The organism is Polyangium sp. 15x6 (assembly GCF_029960785.1).
Taxonomy (GTDB): domain Bacteria; phylum Myxococcota_A; class Polyangia; order Polyangiales; family Polyangiaceae; genus Polyangium.
This window is the reverse complement of sequence record NZ_JASBQE010000020.1, coordinates 52480-70172: the sequence shown is the minus strand read 5'-3', so window position 1 is coordinate 70172 and position 17693 is coordinate 52480. Positions and strand designations below refer to the sequence as shown.

The 17693-nt window shown below is 68.8% G+C and carries 15 protein-coding genes; 7 read left to right on the top strand and 8 right to left on the bottom strand.

Annotation, left to right across the window (positions count from 1 at the left end; genetic code table 11):
• Window positions 1–38 precede the first annotated feature (38 nt).
• A complete protein-coding gene (locus QHF83_RS17065; protein ID WP_282418903.1) occupies window positions 39–524 on the top strand; it encodes a hypothetical protein in 486 nt (161 codons plus the stop codon).
• Between the two features lie 3 nt (window positions 525–527).
• On the opposite strand, the gene QHF83_RS17060 is transcribed toward QHF83_RS17065, so the two are convergent.
• Window positions 528–1334 (bottom strand): SAM-dependent methyltransferase, encoded by an 807-nt coding sequence (locus QHF83_RS17060; RefSeq protein WP_282418902.1) that lies wholly within the window; start codon window positions 1332–1334, stop codon window positions 528–530.
• A gap of 175 nt (window positions 1335–1509) precedes the next feature.
• Here QHF83_RS17060 and QHF83_RS17055 point away from each other — a divergent pair, with 175 nt between their 5' ends.
• Complete coding sequence (locus QHF83_RS17055; RefSeq protein WP_282418901.1) at window positions 1510–2469, top strand: hypothetical protein; 960 nt, start codon at window positions 1510–1512, stop codon at window positions 2467–2469.
• 3 nt (window positions 2470–2472) lie between these two features.
• Here the strand turns inward: QHF83_RS17055 and QHF83_RS17050 are convergent, their stop codons facing one another.
• Entirely contained in the window at window positions 2473–3612 is a 1140-nt protein-coding gene (locus tag QHF83_RS17050) for a cysteine desulfurase family protein (RefSeq protein WP_282418900.1), read from the bottom strand.
• Between the two features lie 134 nt (window positions 3613–3746).
• On the opposite strand from QHF83_RS17050, the gene QHF83_RS17045 reads away from it, so the two are divergent.
• The 4 genes from QHF83_RS17045 (at window position 3747) to QHF83_RS17030 (ending at window position 7482) form a co-directional block, all read left to right on the top strand.
• Window positions 3747–4508 (top strand): glucose 1-dehydrogenase, encoded by a 762-nt coding sequence (locus QHF83_RS17045; protein ID WP_282418899.1) that lies wholly within the window; start codon window positions 3747–3749, stop codon window positions 4506–4508.
• Window positions 4509–4639: 131 nt separating this feature from the next.
• The gene (locus QHF83_RS17040; RefSeq protein ID WP_282418898.1) at window positions 4640–5239 is read left to right on the top strand and encodes a hypothetical protein; all 600 of its coding nucleotides are present in this window, start codon (window positions 4640–4642) and stop codon (window positions 5237–5239) included.
• 71 nt (window positions 5240–5310) lie between these two features.
• Window positions 5311–6237: an exopolyphosphatase gene (locus QHF83_RS17035; RefSeq protein ID WP_282418897.1), complete on the top strand. Its 927-nt coding sequence runs from the start codon at window positions 5311–5313 to the stop codon at window positions 6235–6237.
• A 57-nt stretch (window positions 6238–6294) separates the two neighbouring features.
• Window positions 6295–7482, top strand: coding sequence for an NAD-dependent epimerase/dehydratase family protein (locus QHF83_RS17030; RefSeq protein ID WP_282418896.1), 1188 nt, complete (start codon window positions 6295–6297; stop codon window positions 7480–7482).
• Between the two features lie 5 nt (window positions 7483–7487).
• Here the strand turns inward: QHF83_RS17030 and QHF83_RS17025 are convergent, their stop codons facing one another.
• Genes QHF83_RS17025 through QHF83_RS17010 form a run of 4 tightly spaced genes read right to left on the bottom strand, consistent with a single transcriptional unit; the run spans window position 7488 to window position 12993 of the window.
• Entirely contained in the window at window positions 7488–9347 is a 1860-nt protein-coding gene (locus tag QHF83_RS17025) for a hypothetical protein (RefSeq protein ID WP_282418895.1), read from the bottom strand.
• Window positions 9311–11191, bottom strand: coding sequence for an acyltransferase family protein (locus QHF83_RS17020; protein WP_282418894.1), 1881 nt, complete (start codon window positions 11189–11191; stop codon window positions 9311–9313). Before QHF83_RS17020 ends, QHF83_RS17025 begins: the two co-directional genes overlap by 37 nt.
• Before the next feature lie 60 nt (window positions 11192–11251).
• Window positions 11252–12304 (bottom strand): aromatic ring-hydroxylating dioxygenase subunit alpha, encoded by a 1053-nt coding sequence (locus QHF83_RS17015; RefSeq protein WP_282418893.1) that lies wholly within the window; start codon window positions 12302–12304, stop codon window positions 11252–11254.
• Between the two features lie 17 nt (window positions 12305–12321).
• The gene (locus QHF83_RS17010) at window positions 12322–12993 is read right to left on the bottom strand and encodes a hypothetical protein (protein ID WP_282418892.1); all 672 of its coding nucleotides are present in this window, start codon (window positions 12991–12993) and stop codon (window positions 12322–12324) included.
• Window positions 12994–13129: 136 nt separating this feature from the next.
• Between QHF83_RS17010 and QHF83_RS17005 the strand changes: the two genes are divergently transcribed.
• Window positions 13130–13843, top strand: a complete 714-nt coding sequence (locus tag QHF83_RS17005) for a TetR/AcrR family transcriptional regulator (protein WP_282418891.1) — start codon at window positions 13130–13132, stop codon at window positions 13841–13843.
• Between the two features lie 4 nt (window positions 13844–13847).
• On the opposite strand, the gene QHF83_RS17000 is transcribed toward QHF83_RS17005, so the two are convergent.
• Complete coding sequence (locus QHF83_RS17000; protein WP_282418890.1) at window positions 13848–17327, bottom strand: protein kinase; 3480 nt, start codon at window positions 17325–17327, stop codon at window positions 13848–13850.
• Window positions 17324–17692: a hypothetical protein gene (locus tag QHF83_RS16995; protein WP_282418889.1), complete on the bottom strand. Its 369-nt coding sequence runs from the start codon at window positions 17690–17692 to the stop codon at window positions 17324–17326. Before QHF83_RS16995 ends, QHF83_RS17000 begins: the two co-directional genes overlap by 4 nt.
• Window position 17693 lies beyond the last annotated feature (1 nt).

Below are 17693 nucleotides of genomic sequence, written 5' to 3'. Positions count from 1 at the left end.
CCGGGCGAGCACGGCCCTGCGTGGTATCTTGCGCTGCGATGAAGAAGACGCTCGCGTTCGGGACACTCGGCGAGCTGATCGTGCTCGTGCACGTCGAGCAATCGCCGACCGACCCCGAGTGGAATGCCTACGTCGACGCCTGGGTGGCGCATCATGCCGCGAACAACCGCTCTCGTCTGCTCGTGTGGACCGAGGGCGGCGCGCCGACGGCGGCCCAGCGTCACCGCCTCGACGAGCGCATCCGGAAGTTCGGGCCCGACACCGCGCGCGCCGCGATCGTCAGCGAATCGACCTTCGCGCGGGTGGTCGCGAACGCCTTGAGCGTGATGGAGCATGCGCGCGCGGGCCGGTTTCTGGGTGCGCTCGGCGGGAGCCACGCGCCCGAGTCGTCCCGCGTGTACCGCATGTTTGCCCGGGCCGACCTGCGCCAGGCGCTCGCCTGGCTCGACATCCCTGCCACGCGCGAGCCCGAGATCATTCGCTACCTCGAGCAGCTCCAGGCCGCGATCAAGAACAGCGGCTGACCTTCACGCCCACACGTCTTCGGCCACGCTCGCCACGACCGCGTGCTGGAATCGGAACGTCCGCGCCCGGTCGTACGTCCCCGTCAGGTTCAGCGCGATCTCGTCGAATGAAGCGCACCGCGCGCGCCGGAACCCTTCTTCGTAGAGCATCGGCAGCACGTGATCGATCCCGAACACCACGGGCTCGCCCATCTTTGCGACGCCGTCGCGCGCCGCGACCGACGACGCATCGCGCACGTCCCCCTGGCCCATGCGTTTGCCCACGTGATCGAACAGGATCACCGAGCTCGGGTGCAGTTTTTTCGCGATGCGCCGCAACGTCGCCCGCACGGCCGGTTCTTCCAGGTAATACGTCACGCCTTCCCAGATCAGGAGCGCCGGCTCGTCCGCGCGAAACCCGCTCGAGTCGAGCCGCTCCACGAAATCGTGCACCGCGAAGTCACACGGCACGTACGTCGCATTCTCGAACGGATATCCGGGGAGCGCGGACAGACGCGCGAGTTTGTCCGCCTGCGTCGTCGGGTGATCGACCTCGAAGAACCGCACGCCTTTTTGCCCGAGCCGCGCTGCGCGGGTATCGAGCCCCGCGCCGAGCAGCACCACCTGGGTACACCCTCGCGAAAGCCGGCGCCGCGTCTCGCGGTCGAAGAGCGCCGTGCGCAGCGCCACGAAGAGCTCGATGTGCGGATAACCTTCCTCGTAACGCGCCGCGTCCTCGAACCCGCCGGGACCGGCGAGCGCGCGGGCGAACGGATCGTCGCAGAGCGGCGTTTCTCGCTCTGTCGCTCGCGCTCGGAGGGCCGCCACCATCCTCGCCGTTCGGCTCGGCTGCTGCATCGCCTCAGAATGACAGGGTATGCCGCGGTGCGCAACGTCTACGTTCCACCCGGGACGGACTGCGCGCTTCGCTCGGGTGCGTCGAGTCGCGCGTCCAGCCCGCCGAGGACGAGCGATTTGCGCGGGACGATGTTCTAGGCTCGAATCCATGCGCGCGCTCGTCTCGGCTTTCCTCTCGTTTTCGTTCCTGCTCGCCGCGTGTGGCGGCGGGCCGTCCGCGCAGCAGGAGCCGGCGAAGGCGCCTGTCGTCGAGGTCGGATCTGGCCCCGAGGCGCCGCCTTTGCCCGCGCAGGGGTCCGAGGAGGACGGCGCGACCGAGCCGCGGGAAGCGAAGGCGGTCGAGTCGGTCGACGCCTGCATCGAGCGGATGCGCGCGGGCCTGGGTTTGTCCGAGCGCGTGAAGGCCTCGCCCGAGGGGGCGAAATATGCCGAGGCACTCGCCGCAGAGCGGGCGAGCGACTCGGATGGGGCGCGGAAAGGGTATCTGCAGCTCATTCAGCAATCCCCGGCGTCCGACTACGTTCCGCTCGTCTATTTCGCGTTCGGCGAGCTGTTTCTCCGCGAGGCCGACAAGGATCCGTCGAAGCTCGCGCTGGCGGAGCAGTCCTATTTTCGAGCGGCGCAATACCCATCGGAGAGCACCGTCCATCTCGCGGCGAACTTCCGGATGGCCGAAATCGAGCGGCGAACAGGCCGCCACACGCAGGCGCTTTATTCGCTGGGGAAGATCGCCGGGACGATCGCGAAACATCCCGACGCGCCCTGCGCGGCCGCGTTCGCCGCCCCCGTCCGCGCGAACGTCGTCGCCGTGTACGCCGAAGTGGGCCGGCCGAGCACCGCATTCGCGTTTTTCAGGAAGGTGGGCGGCGACGAGGGCGAAGAGCGCACTCATGCTCTCGCCATGGTCGCCGCGCTCGCGGAGCTCTACGTGCAGCAGCAAAAGCACGACGACGCGGCGACGGCGCTGCTCTCCGCGAATGCGAGTTTTCGCGATACGGCGTATTGCCGGCGGGAGGACCAGCTCGTCACGAAGCTCGGGCCCTCGCTCGCGGCGACGCGCCGGGACGAGCTCGCCCACGCGCACTCGCTTCATTGCGTGCCGCGCTGAGGATTATCGCGAGAGCTTCACCCACGCCGCCGCGAGCACCTCGGCGGCCCGCACGATTTCCGCCTCCGTCGTCCCTCGCCCGAGCGTCAATCGCACCGATCCGATCGCCTCCTCCGGCTTCACGCCCATCGCGAGGATCACGCTCGACGCCGATTCGTGCCCGTCATGGCAAGCCGAACCCGTCGACGCCGCCACCTCCTCCGCCTGCGCGAGCAGCGCCGTCCCGCTCACCCGCGGGAATCGCACGTTCAGCGTGTTCGGCAATCGCTTCTCCGGATGACCATTCAACGCGAGCCCCGGCACCCGCTCCCGGAGCAGGACGAACAGCTTGTCCCGTAAAACCCGTACCCGCGCGCTCTCCGCCGTGAGGTCCCGCATGGCCGCCTTCGCCGCGACCCCGAGCCCCACGATCGACGGCACGTTCTCCGTCCCGGGACGGAGCCCCCGCTCGTGCCCCGCGCCCAGCATGAACGGCGCGATCGGCATGTCTTTCCGGATGAACAGCGCCCCCACGCCCTTCGGCGCATACAGCTTGTGCCCTGCGATCGACAGCAGATCCACCCCGAGCGCGCCCACGTCGATCGGCACCTTTCCCACCGATTGCGCCGCGTCCGTGTGCACGACCGCGCCCGCGCGCCACGCCGCCCGCGTGATCTCCTCGATCGGCTGGATCACGCCCGTCTCGTTGTTCGCGTGCATCACCGTGATCACGCCCGTCTCGTCCCCGAGCTTCGCGGCGATCTCCTCCGCGCGCACTCGCCCCTCCGCGTCGACGCCCACGACATCGACGCGATGCCCGTGCCCTGCGAGCCATGCGCAGAGCTTCGACGTCGCCGGATGCTCGATCGACGACGTGATCATGTGCCTTCGATCGGGCAGCGCCTCGGCCACGCCTCGGATCGCCAGGTTGTTCGCCTCGGTCCCGCCCGACGTGAAGACGAGCTCCTCCGGCGTGCATCGGACGAGCGCCGCGACCTCCACACGCGCCGCCTCGATCGCGGCCCGCGCGCGCCTGCCGTACACGTGGCTGCTCGATGGATTGCCGAATCCGCCGCGCAGCCAGGGCAGCATCGCGTCGACCACCTCGGGCAAGAGCGGCGTCGACGCGTTGTAGTCGAGGTAGATCGGATCTTCGGCGTGCACGATCTCTCGCGGTACTCAGCCCCCGCCTTCGCGTCAAGCTCGCCCTTTCACCGTAGAGCTCGTGCGCCTGCCTTGACAACGTCGCCCGAGCTCGTGCCTGCTTCGCCGCGCGGAGCAATACGAGGAGGATACGAATGAATGCCACGGGCAAGGTTGCGCTTGTGATCGGCGGCAGCGGCGGGATCGGCAAGGCGTCTGCGCTGGCGTTTGGGCGGGCTGGGGCGGCCGTCGTGGTGGCGGCGCGGCGCGAAGGCGCGGGCGAGGCCGTGGCCGACGCGATCACCAGCGCGGGCGGGCGAGCGCATTACGTGCCGACCGACATCACGCGAAAGGCCGACGTGGAGGCTTCTGTGCAGGCGGCCGTGTCCACCTTCGGCCGGCTCGACTATGCGGTCAACGTCCCCGGCATCACGGGCGCGGTCGTTCCGATCGTCGAGTGCAGCGACGAGAATTGGGACGCCATCCTCCAGACCAATCTCACGGGCGTCTTCTGGGCCATGCGGGCCGAGATTCGCCAGATGCTCGCCCAGGGAGGCGGCGGGGCGATCGTGAATGTCTCGTCCGCGGTCGGGAAGCGTTCCTTCCCGGGCCTCGGCCCTTATGGCGCGACGAAGCGCGCGATGGAGAGCCTCACGGAGACGGCCGCCCTCGAATATGCTCGCCAGGGGATCCGCGTCAATGCGATCGCTCCGGGCTCGATCGATACCGATACGTTTCGCGGCTTCACCAACCACGACCCGCAGACCATCAAGGCGATGGCAGAGACGTATCACCCGCTTGCGCGCATCGGCGACCCCGACGAGGTCGCTCAGGCCGTGCTCTACCTCTGCACCGCGGCCACGTTCACCACCGGCGCGACGGTGCCCGTCGACGGGGGCTGGCTCTTCCGCCCCTGAGCCCGACGCCTGCGTCGAGCACGCCTTTTCGCCGCGGGGCCCGTGCGACCGCCTTGACGTGTCGCTCCCGCTCGTGCCTCCATTCGTTATGGGCACCGCACCCCGGCGCCCGCTCGATCAGGAGACGCACGATGAAAATGCTTGGCATCCTTGGAATTTTGATCCTTTCCGCGACCTCCTTCCTCGCCTGTAGCAGCGGCGAGGGCGGGAGCAGCAGCGACAATACGCCGCCCGGCGCTTCGCTCGACATCAAGCCCTCGTTCAGCGCGTGTGGCGGCTTCCTCGCCGCCGGCTCGGAGGGCGCGAAGATCCCGCCGTCCCCCGATCCGGCCACGTATTGCGACGCCGAGCGCCTCCTCTGGAATTACGACCCCGAAACACGCACGCTCGGCCTGCTCGACGCGCGCATGCAGCTCAATTGCTGCGGCCAGCACTCGATCGACGTCGCCGTCGAGGATGGCGTCCACGTCGTCACCCAGACCGACGCCCCGGAAAAACTCGAGGACGGCAGCGAGGCACGCTGCAGCTGCATGTGTGTCTTCGATTATGCGGCCGACGTCTCGCCCGTCGAGAGCTCCACGATATCGATGCGCATCCTGCGCAACGTGACGGACCAGAAGCCGGCCATCACGCTCGTCTGGGAGGGCATGGTCGACCTCACGGCCGGCTCGGGCGAGGTCGTGATCTCCACGGAGAGCGCCGAGCCCTGGTGCAGTAACAAGGCCCCCTGATCCTCGGGGCTTCCCCGCGCGCGCGGCCTCGGTTATCCTCCGGCGCGAAAAGCGGTCCGGAGGGCAAGATCATGGCGGAAAAGTACCGGCTGGTGACGCGGAGCGACTTCGACGGCCTCGTGTGCGCCGTCCTCTTGAAGAAGCTCGGCATCCTCGACGAAATCAAGTTCGTCCACCCGAAGGACATGCAGGACGGCAAGGTCCCCGTCACCGAGCGTGACATCACGACGAACCTCCCGTACGTCGCGGGCGTCCACCTCGCCTTCGATCACCACGCGAGCGAGACGCAGCGGGTCGGCAAGCACGACAACCACATCATCGACCCCCACGCCCCCTCCGCTGCGCGTGTCGTCTGGCGCCATTACGGCGGCAAAGAGAGGTTTGCCGACATCCCCGACGAGATGATGGAGGCCGTCGACAAGGCCGACGCCGCGCAGTTCTCCCGCGACGAGATCCTCTCGCCGAAAGGCTGGGTCCTCCTCAACTACCTCATGGATGCGCGCACCGGCCTCGGCCGATTCCGGCAGTTCCGCATCTCGAACTACGACCTCATGATGCGCCTCATCGACGCGTGTCTGCAGCATTCGGTCGAAGAGATCCTCGAGATGCCCGACGTCAAGGAGCGCGTCGACATGTATTTCGAGCACGAGGAGCGGTTCAAGGAGCAGATCCGCCGCTGCTCCACGGTGCACAAAAACCTCGTCGTGCTCGACCTCCGGAACGAGGAGACGATCTGGGCGGGCAACCGTTTCGTGATCTACGCGCTCCACCCGGAGTGCAACATCTCGATCCACGTGATGTGGGGCCTCAAGAAGCAGAACACCGTCTTCGCCACCGGCAAATCGATCCTCGACCGCAGCAGCAAGACGAACGTCGGCACGCTCATGCTCGAATACGGCGGCGGCGGGCACGAGGCGGCCGGCACCTGCCAGATCGACAACGACAAGGCCGACGAGGTCCTGAAGACCCTCATCGCCCGCATCAACGAAGATGGCTGATCGCTGTCTGCGCGATCGTCGTTCACAACCCTCCTGCGCCGTCGTCCATCCCTCGCCATGATCAAACGTCGCTCGTTCCTCGTCGGCTCGCTCGCCGCGGCCGCGTCCACGACCCTCGGCTGCGCGTCTCAGCCCCCCACGCCGCCCGCGGATCCTGCGGGCGCGGCGGGCGCGGGCGCGGCGCCTCCGCCCCCGACGAACCAGAAGAAGAGCCTGCTCATCCTCGGCGGCACGGGGTTCGTCGGGCCCGCCGTCGTCGAGGCGGCGCGGGCGCGCGGATTCGCCATCACCCTCTTCAATCGCGGCAAGACCCGCCCCGAGCTCTTCCCCGACGTCGAAAAGCTCCGCGGCAACCGCGACCCCGACAAGGACGAGGGCCTCAAAGCCCTCGAAGGCCGTAGCTTCGACGCCGTCATCGACACCTCGGGCTACGTCCCGCGCATCGTCCGCGCCTCGGCGGAGCTGCTCGCGAAGAACGTCAAGCAATACATCTTCATCTCGAGCATCTCGGTCTACAAGGACACCTCCAAGCCCAACATGGACGAGACCGCGGCGGTCGGGACGATCCCCGATCCCACGGTCGAGACCATGGGCAAGGAATTCGAGAATTACGGACCTTTGAAGGCGCTCTGCGAGCAGGCCGCCGAAAAAGCCATGCCGGGCCGCGTCGCCAATGTGCGGCCCGGGTACATCGTCGGCCCGGGCGACGGCACCGATCGATTCACGTACTGGCCGCTCCGCGTCGCGAAAGGCGGCGAAATGCTCGTCCCCGGCACGCCGAACGACCCCATTCAGGTGATCGACGTCCGCGACCTCGCCGAGTGGCTCGTCAAGCTCGTCGCGGACGGCACGACCGGCGTCTTCAATGCGACGGGCCCGGGCGCGCCGCTCACGATGGGCGGCGTGATCGAGGCCAGCAAAAAGGCCTCGCCGAAGAGCGAAGTCAAGCTCACCTGGGTCCCGGCCTCGTGGCTGAAGTCGAAAGAATCGGGCGGCGGTGAGCCGATCGACCTGCCGATCTGGGCGCCGCCCGAGGGCGAGAGCGCGGGCTTCCACCTCGTCAACGTCGACCGCGCGCGCAAGGCGGGCCTCACGTTCCGCCCGATCGACACGACGGTCACGGACCTGCTCGCCTGGTTCAATGCATTGCCCCCGGAGCGCCAGGCCAAGCGCCGCGCGGGCCTCTCGCCCGAGCGCGAGGCCGAGCTGCTCCGCGCGTTCCACGAGGAATCGAAGAAGAAATAGCCGCCTCAGCGCGGATCGAGCGCCTCGCAGACGGGCGGTTTTACGTTCGTGTTCCAGCGGAACGAGTGAAGCCACCCGTCGAGCGTGCGCTGAGCCATCGGGTCGTTGAAAGATTGCAGGAACACGAGCGACCCTGTCCCGCCGCAGATCGGGACCATCACGGCTCGCATCGAGATCGCCGTGTCTCCAATCGTCCACCACCGCTCGATCCCGGCCCCGAGCGGCGTCGCCACGGGCCCGGTCCTCGCGGCCACCACCTGTTTTCCTTCCGCGCCCTTCGCGATCCCGCCCGCGACGTCGGCGAAGAGTTTTTCCTGGAATCGTGGCGTCGTCACGAGGTCCGAGACGAACAGGGCCCCGCTGACGAGCACGTCGGGGCGGCTGATCCGGAGCTCGAGCCCCTCGTATCCCACGACGGCGTGGAGTCCGAACGGGATCCGCCCGCCGATGCCGAGCCACCGGCTGACGTAATCGTGATCGACGAGGAAACCACGCTCGCGCTGCGGCAAGGGCGCGCGCGGCAGGAGCCGGTACGGTAGCGCCACGGGAGGGCTCGCGGGCGCGGCGATCGGCGCGTCGAGGATCTGCTTCGCAGCCGCCTCGGCGATCGGCCCTGACAAACCACGGACCACGGCCACGCGGTTTTTCTCGGCGCGCACCACGATCCCGCCGTCGATCGACGTGGCCCCGAGCGACAGCGCGCGCAGGCATCCGGGCCGCGATTGGATCGCCGTGACGAACTCGGCCGCGTCGCTCTCCGAATCCCACGCCGTGCTCCACAGCAATCCCACCCCGCCGTTCGGCGCCGCGACCAGCGTGTACCGATCGCCGCCCCAGCCCGCGGCTGCCGCGGCGGAGAATGGCGAACATCGATCGAGCACGACACGCGTCTCCAGCTCGCCGAGCGTCCCTTCGTCGAGCGTCCGATACCCCTCGGGCGCGCGCGGCGCCGCGAGCGCGATGGGCCGCTCCCCGGCGAGGTATTTTTCCGGATGGATCACCTGCTCGGTCGACACTGGCGGCGACGCGAACATTCGATTGACGAGATCGAGCCCGCCCGCGCGATAAAGCTCCGCGACCATGGCCGTACCGGCGTGATACCGGAAGAGGAGCCGCTCGCGCACGATCGGCAGCGCGCGGAACAGCGCCGCGTCCCCGTCGCCGGCGACGAACCGCTCGGCCGGCACGTCATGCATCACGTCCGCCGCTCGCCGCACCATGCGCTGGAACGGAACGCCGCGCTCCGTCGCGAGATACGCGAACATCGTGAGCATCGCATCGCCTTCGAGCAGCGATCCGTACGCGAGAACCTCGTCCGCGCCCATCGTCGCCTGCTTCTGCGCGTCCGGCCGACCGAAGCTCTGATCCTGCAATGCGTGCTCGATCTCGTGCGCGAGGATCGCCCGCTCCTTCTCGGCCTCGGCCTCGTTCCGCGGCCGAGACGCGCGCACCACGATGATCCTTTGTTCGTGATCGTAAAACCCGCGCACCTGCTCCTCGAGCACCTCACGCGTGCTGCTCGGCGGCGCGGCGCCCGGCTTTCCGTCGGGCAAGAGATCGAACGCCAGATGAAATGCCTTCCGTGCCTCGTTCTCGGCCGCCGCCGCCTTCCGCTCGGCCCGCTCGCGCAGCGCCGCGAGGAACGCCGGCTCGTCGAGCAAATACACCGGCACGGGCGCGCGCTGCGGCAATCCGCGCAGATGCGCGACCTCGGCGACGAGCGCCTGGATGCGCTCCTGCGTGAGCGGCGCCGGGGGCGCGGACGCGGCGGGGTTTTCCGCGGCAGGCGGCGGGGACCCGGCACACCCGGCGAGAGCGAGGAGAAGCCCTACTGCACTGGCTCTTTGACCTGCTCGATCACCCATCGCGCGATCTCCTTCGCCCCGGGCCCCGCGAAATGCATTCCATCCGGCCGGATCGCCGCCCCTTCGTTCTCCATCGTGCATTCTCCACCGGGACAGAGGCGCGCCGCGAGATCGAACATGCGCACGCGCGCATCACGCTTCGCCGTCCGCTCCAGCAGCGTGTTGTAGCAATCGACCTGCGCGTTCAGCCCCGGCCTCTGCCACCCGCCCACCGGATACGGCACGCGCGCCAGATACACGCGCCCGCTCTTGTCCGCGAGGACCTTCAGCTTTCGCTCGAGCTCGTCCGCGTATGCATCGTCCCATTCCGGCTCGCACACGTGCTGCCAGCGCCCATCGATCTCCACCGGCGCGAAATACCCGCCGCCGAGCACCACGAGCGTCACGTCGGGGCGCAGCTCCTCCACGTCGCTCGCCCAGCGCTTGCCGCAATCGCCGCCGGCGTGCGGCTCGTTCGTCAGCGAGCGCGTCGGCAGCTTCCCCTCCATGATGCTGCAATTCGGCGTGCCTCGCTGGCTCACGATCGTCCCCGTGCCCGCCTGCACCGATTGCATGCGCTCGCCGAGCGACTCCGCCACCGAGTCGCCGATCATCAGAATCTTCACCGCATTCGGGGCCGCCGGCCACGGCAAGAGCTGCAGCCCCACCCGCATCACCGCGCGGTGCTGCGTGCCGACGAGCAGCGCGCCGAGGCAGAGCGCCACCGACGACGAGAGCACGAGCGCCGGCCGCCCGAACGGCGCGCCACGCTTGCGGATCGGCTGCTCCAGGAAATGATAGGAGATCAGCGCAACCCCGAACGTCGCCGCGTACCGGAGCGCCGAGAGCCCGAGTCCGGACAAACCAATTCGCTCCGGCCGCAAGACCACGTAGATCGGCCAGTGCCAGAGATAGAGCCCGTAGCTCACGAGCCCCACCCACGCCACGGGTCGGAACGCGAGCGCCCGCGCCACGAGGCTCTGCTCGCCGTGCGCCGCGCACAGGATGAGCACGAGCACGCAGAGCTCCGTCCCGAAAAAACCTCCGCGATAGAGCAGCGGGTTCTGCCCGTCGAGCTTCACCCACGCAACCCCGAGCCCGATCGCCGCGAGGAGCCCGAGCCCATCGAGCGCCCGCACCACCGTCTTGTTCTTCGACGTCCCCCGCTCGGCCATCAAGCACGCGAGCGAGGCGCCGAGGAGGATCGCCACGCCGCGAGTATCCGTGCCCATGTAGGCCCGCGACGTATCCACCCGGTTGCCCAGCCAAACCATCACCGCCCCCGACAAAAGGGCGAGTGCGAGCGATACACCGAGCATCACCCGCCGCGAGCCCCGCGACAGGTAGAGCACGCCGAACGCGAGCAGCGGCCAGACCACGTAAAACTGCTCCTCGATCGCGAGGCTCCAGGTGTGTTCGAGCGGCGAGGGCACCTGGAACATGTCCCAGTAGCTGCGCCCCGAGAAAATCGCGCGCCAGTTTGCCACGTAGGCCAGCGTGGCGAGCCCGTCCTTGCGGATCCGATCGAGCTCTTCGGGCTTCGCGAGGTGATGCGCATACGCCGCGACCGCCGGCAGGAGCGCGAGGAGTGCCGGGAAGAGGCGGCGCGCGCGGCGAATCCAGAAAGCCTTGAGATCGATCGTCCCGGCCTTGTTCCACTCGGCGAGCAAGAGCGAGTGGATGAGGTATCCGGACAGCACGAAGAACAGGTCGACGCCGAGATACCCGCCGTCGAGCCGTCCATCGTGGAACAAGAGCACGCCGAGCACGGCGAGGCCCCGCAGGCCGTCGAGCGCGGGCAAATGCGGGATGGTGGCGCGGCGGAGGGGATTGGCGGGGGTGTGTTCGAGGGCAGGCGGGCTCACGGGCAGCCCGGGAGATAGCGCATTCCGGGCGCCCGGGACATGAAGAATGTGCGGCCGATGTTAGTGAACGACGGCGGCGCCGTCGGGCATGCCCGCTTCTTCGGCTTCCGGCTGCGGGGCGCCCGGCCTCCGGACGAGCCGGCCCGTGGGCACGAGCGTCGACGTGGAGCCGCGCAGCTCGCGGAAGTAATACTTTCGGAAAAACAGCGTCGGCGCGTCGGTCGGGACGGACGGCTCCTCACCCGGCGGCGGCACCTCGGGCGGATTCGAGGTCTCGAGCACCTCCCGATCCTCGGCGAGGATGTTGTTGAACTTCGTGGCGATCCACGTGAGCACCTCCGAGCCGAAGAACGTCCGCGACGAGGCGAGCATCATCTTCGTATGGCCCTCGTCGACCGGAATGCAATAGACGGCCAGGTGCATCCGGCGCTTCGGATCGTCCATGATCACGAGCTCCATCGCGTTTGGCTTGCGCCATTTCAAGAATTGCTTCTCGGCATCCTCGAAGTCCCATTTCGAGTAAATGAGGCCGCCGAAGGGAGCGGGCTCGACGCGCATCTCGAGCGTCGTGTCCGGGCGGAGCTTTTTCCGGATGTCGCGGCCGATGCTCTTGCGATGGATGAAAGGCAGGTGGGGCGTGTCGAGCATGTTCTCCATGGCCCGCGTCCAGTGCGTCTTCCAGATCTCCTGGGTGAAGCCGACGTGCCACCCCTTCTCGACCAGCGCGGGCGGCGGCTCGGGCTCCGTGCCGGCGGGATCGGGGCCCGTGAAGACCCAGATCAGCCTGCCGACCTCGCGCACCGGCACGGCCGTCGCGCCATAACGAGCGCGCTTGTCCGACGAGACGTGGTTCAGCGGGATCTTCGCGCAGGCGCCGTCCTTCTGGAACGCCCAGCCGTGAAAAGGACACGCGAGGCAGCCGTCCTCGTCGAGCTGGCCGAGCGAGAGCGCGACGCCGCGGTGCGGACATCGATCGAGGAGCGCGCCGATGCCGCCTTTGCCATCCCGGAAGAGGGCGATCGTCTCGCCGGCGACCTTCACCGAAAGCGGCTTCTTCTTGAGCTCTTTGGCCAGGATGACCGGCGTCCATACGTTGGCGAAGCTCTCGAACACGGTTGCCTCCTGCTTTGTTACACCAAGTGTTCTAATAAATCACGGGTCGTTGTCAAGCCCTCGTCCGCGGCGATCGCGGCGGTCGCGGAGGCGCGCTCGCGGGCGAGATCCGTGGTCGCGAAATACTCGGTGATCCAGGAGGTCATGTCGTCCTCGCCCGGCGCGCGCGTGGCGCAGTAGAGGACACGCGTCGTCGCTCCGGTCTCGGGGAAGCAGTAGATGCGCGTGCGCATTTCGGGCGCGTTCGTCGGCAAATGGAGCTCGACGCAGCCGGGCGCGCGAAACGTGAGCACGGGCTCGTCGGGTGCGCCCTGGGCCCACGTGAAGGGCAGATTCGCCGGATCGAGCAGCGCCTCGATCACGCGCGCGAACGGCGCGGACCAGGTCTCTCCGTGGACCACGAGAGGCCGCACCGGATCGATCGCGGGAAGCGGCGGGCCCTCGGCCGGGGCCTCTCGGCCCGTGAAGATCCAGACGAGCCCGAGGGCCTCGCGCGCGGGCAGGCGAGCCTCCAGCGTGATCACCTCGGACGGCGAAGGAGACGAGCGATCGAGACACGCGCCGGGCTCCCCGCGCCCGTCGCGAAAGAGCAAGATCGGCTCCCCGGCGACTCGCACCCGCCGAGCCTCGTCCCGCAGATCCCGCGCGGACAAGACCGGCGTCCAGACGTTCGCGAAGCCTTCGAACATGCAAGCCTCCGTTTTGTAGAACGTTAGAGTTACGAAAAAATCGAGGCTCGTCAAGGCGGCCGAGCCTGGTCCACGAGAGAGGCCGCGCCCGACGCTTGAACTGGAGGATGGATGTTCTAGAGTACCGAACGAAGGTATGGGCAGGCCCGCAGGTTCACGCAATCCGGACTTCGAGGCGACGCGCGCGTCGCTCGTCGCGGCCGTGCAGAAGCGGCTCTCGGAGCCCGACGGCCCGCGGGCGAGCTTCCGCGAAATGGCGGCATCCGCGGGGGTGAGCGTGGCGACGCTGCGGCATTATTTCGGCTCGCGCGAGGGCGTGGTCTCGGCGGTGCTGTCGCATTGGCACGAGCGCGGGCAGCGGTACATGCTGGAGGTCGCGACGGGGCCGCTCCTGCCCGTGCGCGCGTCGCTGCGGGGGTTCTTGTTTTACCTGGAGCTCGGCTTCCGGGGCGGCGTCGAGGAGGTGCACGCGATAGGCATCGCCTGCGGCCTGCGCGAGCCCACGCTCGGCCCGAAATACCTCTGCGAGGTGCTCGATCCGACGCTCGAATCCGTGGAGGCGCGCCTCGCGCGGCACATGGCGCGGGGCGAGCTCCGCGCGGGGGACGTGCGGCAGATGGCCCTCGCGCTGGTCGCGCCGCCCCTGCTCGTCCTCCTGCATCAAGGCTCGCTCGGCGGGGCGAAGACACGCCCGCTCGAATGGGACAAGTTTGCCGACGAGCACGTCGACGCATTTCTGCGCGCCTACGGCACGGGCCACGAGGCGCCGCCCGAGCCGGGCGCCGAGGCGTCGTTCGGCGGCGGCGGGCTGCCGCGAAAACGGCCGCGCAGCGGGCAAAACGAGGCCTGAACGATCAGCGTTCGTCCGGGTGAAGGCCGAGCGACGCGACCGTCTCCGGCGTCGCGGCCTCGACGAACGCGCGAATGCTCGCCGCTTCCATGGGCAGATCATCCATCCAGCGCCGCACGGTCCGGTCTTTTCCTGCCGTGACGAGAGATCGGCCTCCCTCGGCGAACGTGACGGCGAAGACGTTGCCCTCGTGCCCTTCGAGCAGCCGGCTCTCGCCCGCTTCGAGGTCCCATAACCGCACGATGCCGTCCGCGCCCGCCGTCGCGAGCCGGCTGCCCTCGGGCGAGACGTCGAGCCCCGCGACGACGCCTCGATATCCTCGCAGGACGTCGAGCAATCGGCCGTCGACCGCGCTCCACAGTTTTACGTTGGCCTCGCCACCAAGCGTCGCGAATCGTTTGCCGTCCGGGAAAAACACGAGCCGCGTGAGCCCTGTTCCGGCCGCGTCGATGACGTGGCGCGCGGCGCCCGTGGTCACGTCCCAGAGCCGCACGGAATGGTCCATGCCGCCCGACGCGAGCAGGCCGCCGTCCGGGGAAAACACGAGCACGTGCGCCGCGTCGCGGTGGCCGGCGAGAATCGTTTCCCGGCCCGTGACGAACTCACGCAGGACGACCCGCCCATCGCCGAACGAATACGCGAGGCGCGCGCCGTCCGGGGAAAACGCGAGCGCGGTCGTCGCCGCCGAATGACGCGCGAGGACCTGCCCCTCGCCGCCCTTCGTGGGAAAACTCCGAATGGCCCCGTCCTCGCCCGCGGAGACGATACGCGCGCCATCCGGCGAAAACAGGACGACATTCGCCGCGCCCGTGTGGGCCTCGAACGAGAGCGCCGCGCCCTGCGTGCTGAACACACGAACGCGGCCATCCGCGCCCGCCGAGGCGATCGCCGCGCCGTCGCGGGAAAACGCGACGCCCCGCACCTCGCCCGCGTGATTGCCGAGCGTGCGCGTCGTCCCGTCCGCGAGGTTCGTCCAGACGACCGCCCCGTCGGCGCTGCCCGAGGCGACACACGTTCCATCGGGCGAGACGGCGATCACGCCCGCCTCGTGCTCGTGCACGGCCACGACGCGGTCGCGCAGCGCTTCGAGCGAATAGACGCGCAGGCTGTTGTCGTAACTCGCGACGAGCGCGCCCTCGCCGTCGCGGGAAAAGTCGACATCCGACAAGGAATCGTTCGGGCCGCGGAACACCCGCGACGTCCCGGAGGCCACGTCCCACAGGCGCGCGGTCTGGTCCGCGGAGCCGGTCAACAAATGCTTGCCGTCCGGGGACAGGGCGAGCGTGTAAATCGTCCCCTCGTGCCCCTTCAGCACGCGGGCTTCCCCCGTGCGGACGTCCCAGATGCGGACGGCGCGGTCCTTGCCCGCGGAGACGAAGCGCGAGCCGTCCGGGAGAAACACGAGCCCGCGCACCATTGCGGTGTGGCCTTCGAGCCGCTTCGACTGGCCCGTCGAGACGTCCCACAATCGAACGTCTCCTTTCCGGTCGCCCGTGGCCACGAGCGCTCCATCGGGCGAGAATGCGATGGCCTCCGTCTCCTGCGCCTCGCCCTCGAAGCGGCGCTCGGACCCGGTGTCGGCGTCGTAAAGAACGAGCGAACCTGCCCCCACGAAGGCGAGGGTGTGCCCGTCCGGCGAAATGGCGAGATGTCGCTCCGTGCCGCCTGCAGACCAGGCACGCTTGCACTCCCTCGCAGCGAGGTCCCACACGCATACGGATCCATCGCGAGCCCGGGAGGCGAGGCGCTGCCCGTCCGGGAAGAATTGAATCGCGCCGAGCGGCGCCGCGTGTCCCGCGAGGACCGTGGTTTCGCTCGTCTGCATGCTCCAGAGCCGGATCGTGGTGTCCTTGCTGCGGCTGGCGAGCCAGGAGCCATCGGGAGAGAATGCCGCGTCCCAGACCTCGTCGGTGTGTCCTTCGAGTACGCGTGCCTTTGCCGTCGCCACGTCCCAGAGCCGGAGCGTCCGGTCGTCGCTCGCCGTGGCCACGAACCGGCCATCCGGCGAAAAGGCCGCGCGATTGATGCCCGCCATGTGGCCCCGGAGGAGCAGCGGGACGCCCCTCGAAATCGCGTCCGCCGCCACGAGCCGCTCGCGCCGATGCCCCCGGAACGACGCCGAGAGGGTCTTGAGCCAGGCGAGCGCCGCGAGCGGATCCCGCGAGGCCGCCGCGCGCGCCTCGACGAGGGTGAGCGTATCGGCGCGCTCCGATTCCCGCCGCTCGGCCTCCGCGGCCCTGTCGCGCTCGCGCCGCGCCTCGTCACGCGCGTCGAGGACGCGTCCGACCGCGAGCGCGCCCGTGACCGCGAGCGCGAGGGCCGCGGCGAATGTCATGAGCAACGTCGCGCGATGGCGCCGACCGAAGCGCCGGATCCGCTCGCGAGCCGAATAATGGTGTGCCTGGACAATCTGCCCCGTCTGGAAGCAGCGCAAGTCCGCGGCGAGCTCGCCGGCCGTCCGGTATCGGTCGGCCTTGGACCGTGCCATGGCCTTTTGCACGATCGTCACGAGGTCGCGCGGCACGCCCGGCTGGAGCTCTTCGATGGGCGCCGGCGGCTCGCGCAGCACGCGCCGGACGATATCCATCGGGTATTTGCCCTCGTAGGACGGTTTGCCCGCGAGCAGGTGATACAGAATCGCGCCGATCGCATACACGTCCGCGCGCTCGTCCACGCTGCGCCCCGCGGCCTGCTCGGGCGGCATGTACCCGGGCGTGCCCATGACCACGCCGAGCACGGTGAGCGCCATCGAGCCCGACGAGGATGGCGAAGACAATCTCTTCGGCGGCAGCTTCGACGAAGGCGGCGCGGGGGATTCCTCGTCGAGGTCCTTCGCGAGCCCCCAATCGATGACCACGGTCTCGCCGAACGGACCGAGCAAGATGTTTTGCGGCTTCAGGTCGCGATGAATGATGCGCTCGTTGTGCGCATACGCCATCGCCTCGGCGACCGCGAGCACGTGGGGGAGCAGGGCGAGGCGTTGATCGAGCGTCGTCGCCTCCTCGATGAAATGGTCGAGCGAGCGGCCGGAGACGAGCTTCATCGCGAAAAACGGCTCGCCCGAGGGCCAGACGCCCGCCTCGTAGAGCGGCACGATCGAGGGGTGCTGCAAGCGCGCCGTGATCCGCGCCTCGCGGATGAACCGCTCCTCGGCCTGCGGGTCGCGCGTGATGAGCTCCTTCAGCGCGACCGGGCGATCGAGGTGCGTGTCGTGCGCCCGCAGGATCCGGCCGATGCCGCCCTTCGCGACCTCCGATTCCACCGCGTACGTCTCCCGATCGACCACGCGTATCCGCCGCGCGGCCGCGCTCTCCGGGGCATTCTCGTCCTCGCCGTCGTCCCTGCCGGTGCGGGCGATGAGCGAATCCATCGGGGGCGCGGGCAGCGTCGCCTCGCCGAGCGCGCCGGGCCGAACGCCTCTCCCCTCCGCGGGATCGAGCGTCGCGGCTTCGAGCGGGGAGGGGAGCGTGCGTCCGGCGGTCACGGCCAATCGAAGAGCGCGCGGCTCGCAAAGCCCAGGGTGACGCTCGCCATGTTCGCGGCGAACGCCCACCCGAGTGTCTTTTTCTTACCGATGAACCGGAAATACCCCGCCTCGGCGGTCACCGCGAACGTCTCGGCGATGACCACCATGATCCAGTATCGCGGGACAGCCGAGATCCACAACGAGGGATGGGGCGCGAACACGGCGAGATAGAAGCGCTCCCAGAGGTTTGGAATGACGAACCAGACGATCGGGTGCGTCAGCGCGCTCGCGCCGAATGCCTCGTACACGCGGACGCGGAGCCCGTAGACGTAGATCGGGATCTCGACGACCTGCGTGAAGACGAATGCCCAGAACCAGTCCACC

Excerpts from the sequence above, each read along its gene's own strand:
- QHF83_RS17035 (WP_282418897.1), top strand. The coding sequence starts at position 5,311 with ATGGCGGAAAAGTACCGGCTGGTGACGCGGAGCGACTTCGACGGCCTC.
- QHF83_RS17030 (WP_282418896.1), top strand. The coding sequence starts at position 6,295 with ATGATCAAACGTCGCTCGTTCCTCGTCGGCTCGCTCGCCGCGGCCGCG.
- QHF83_RS17025 (WP_282418895.1), bottom strand. The coding sequence starts at position 9,347 with ATGGGTGATCGAGCAGGTCAAAGAGCCAGTGCAGTAGGGCTTCTCCTC.
- QHF83_RS17010 (WP_282418892.1), bottom strand. The coding sequence starts at position 12,993 with ATGTTCGAAGGCTTCGCGAACGTCTGGACGCCGGTCTTGTCCGCGCGG.
- QHF83_RS17005 (WP_282418891.1), top strand. The coding sequence starts at position 13,130 with ATGGGCAGGCCCGCAGGTTCACGCAATCCGGACTTCGAGGCGACGCGC.
- QHF83_RS17065 (WP_282418903.1), top strand. The coding sequence starts at position 39 with ATGAAGAAGACGCTCGCGTTCGGGACACTCGGCGAGCTGATCGTGCTC.
- QHF83_RS17055 (WP_282418901.1), top strand. The coding sequence starts at position 1,510 with ATGCGCGCGCTCGTCTCGGCTTTCCTCTCGTTTTCGTTCCTGCTCGCC.
- QHF83_RS17045 (WP_282418899.1), top strand. The coding sequence starts at position 3,747 with ATGAATGCCACGGGCAAGGTTGCGCTTGTGATCGGCGGCAGCGGCGGG.
- QHF83_RS17040 (WP_282418898.1), top strand. The coding sequence starts at position 4,640 with ATGAAAATGCTTGGCATCCTTGGAATTTTGATCCTTTCCGCGACCTCC.
- QHF83_RS17060 (WP_282418902.1), bottom strand. The coding sequence starts at position 1,334 with ATGGTGGCGGCCCTCCGAGCGCGAGCGACAGAGCGAGAAACGCCGCTC.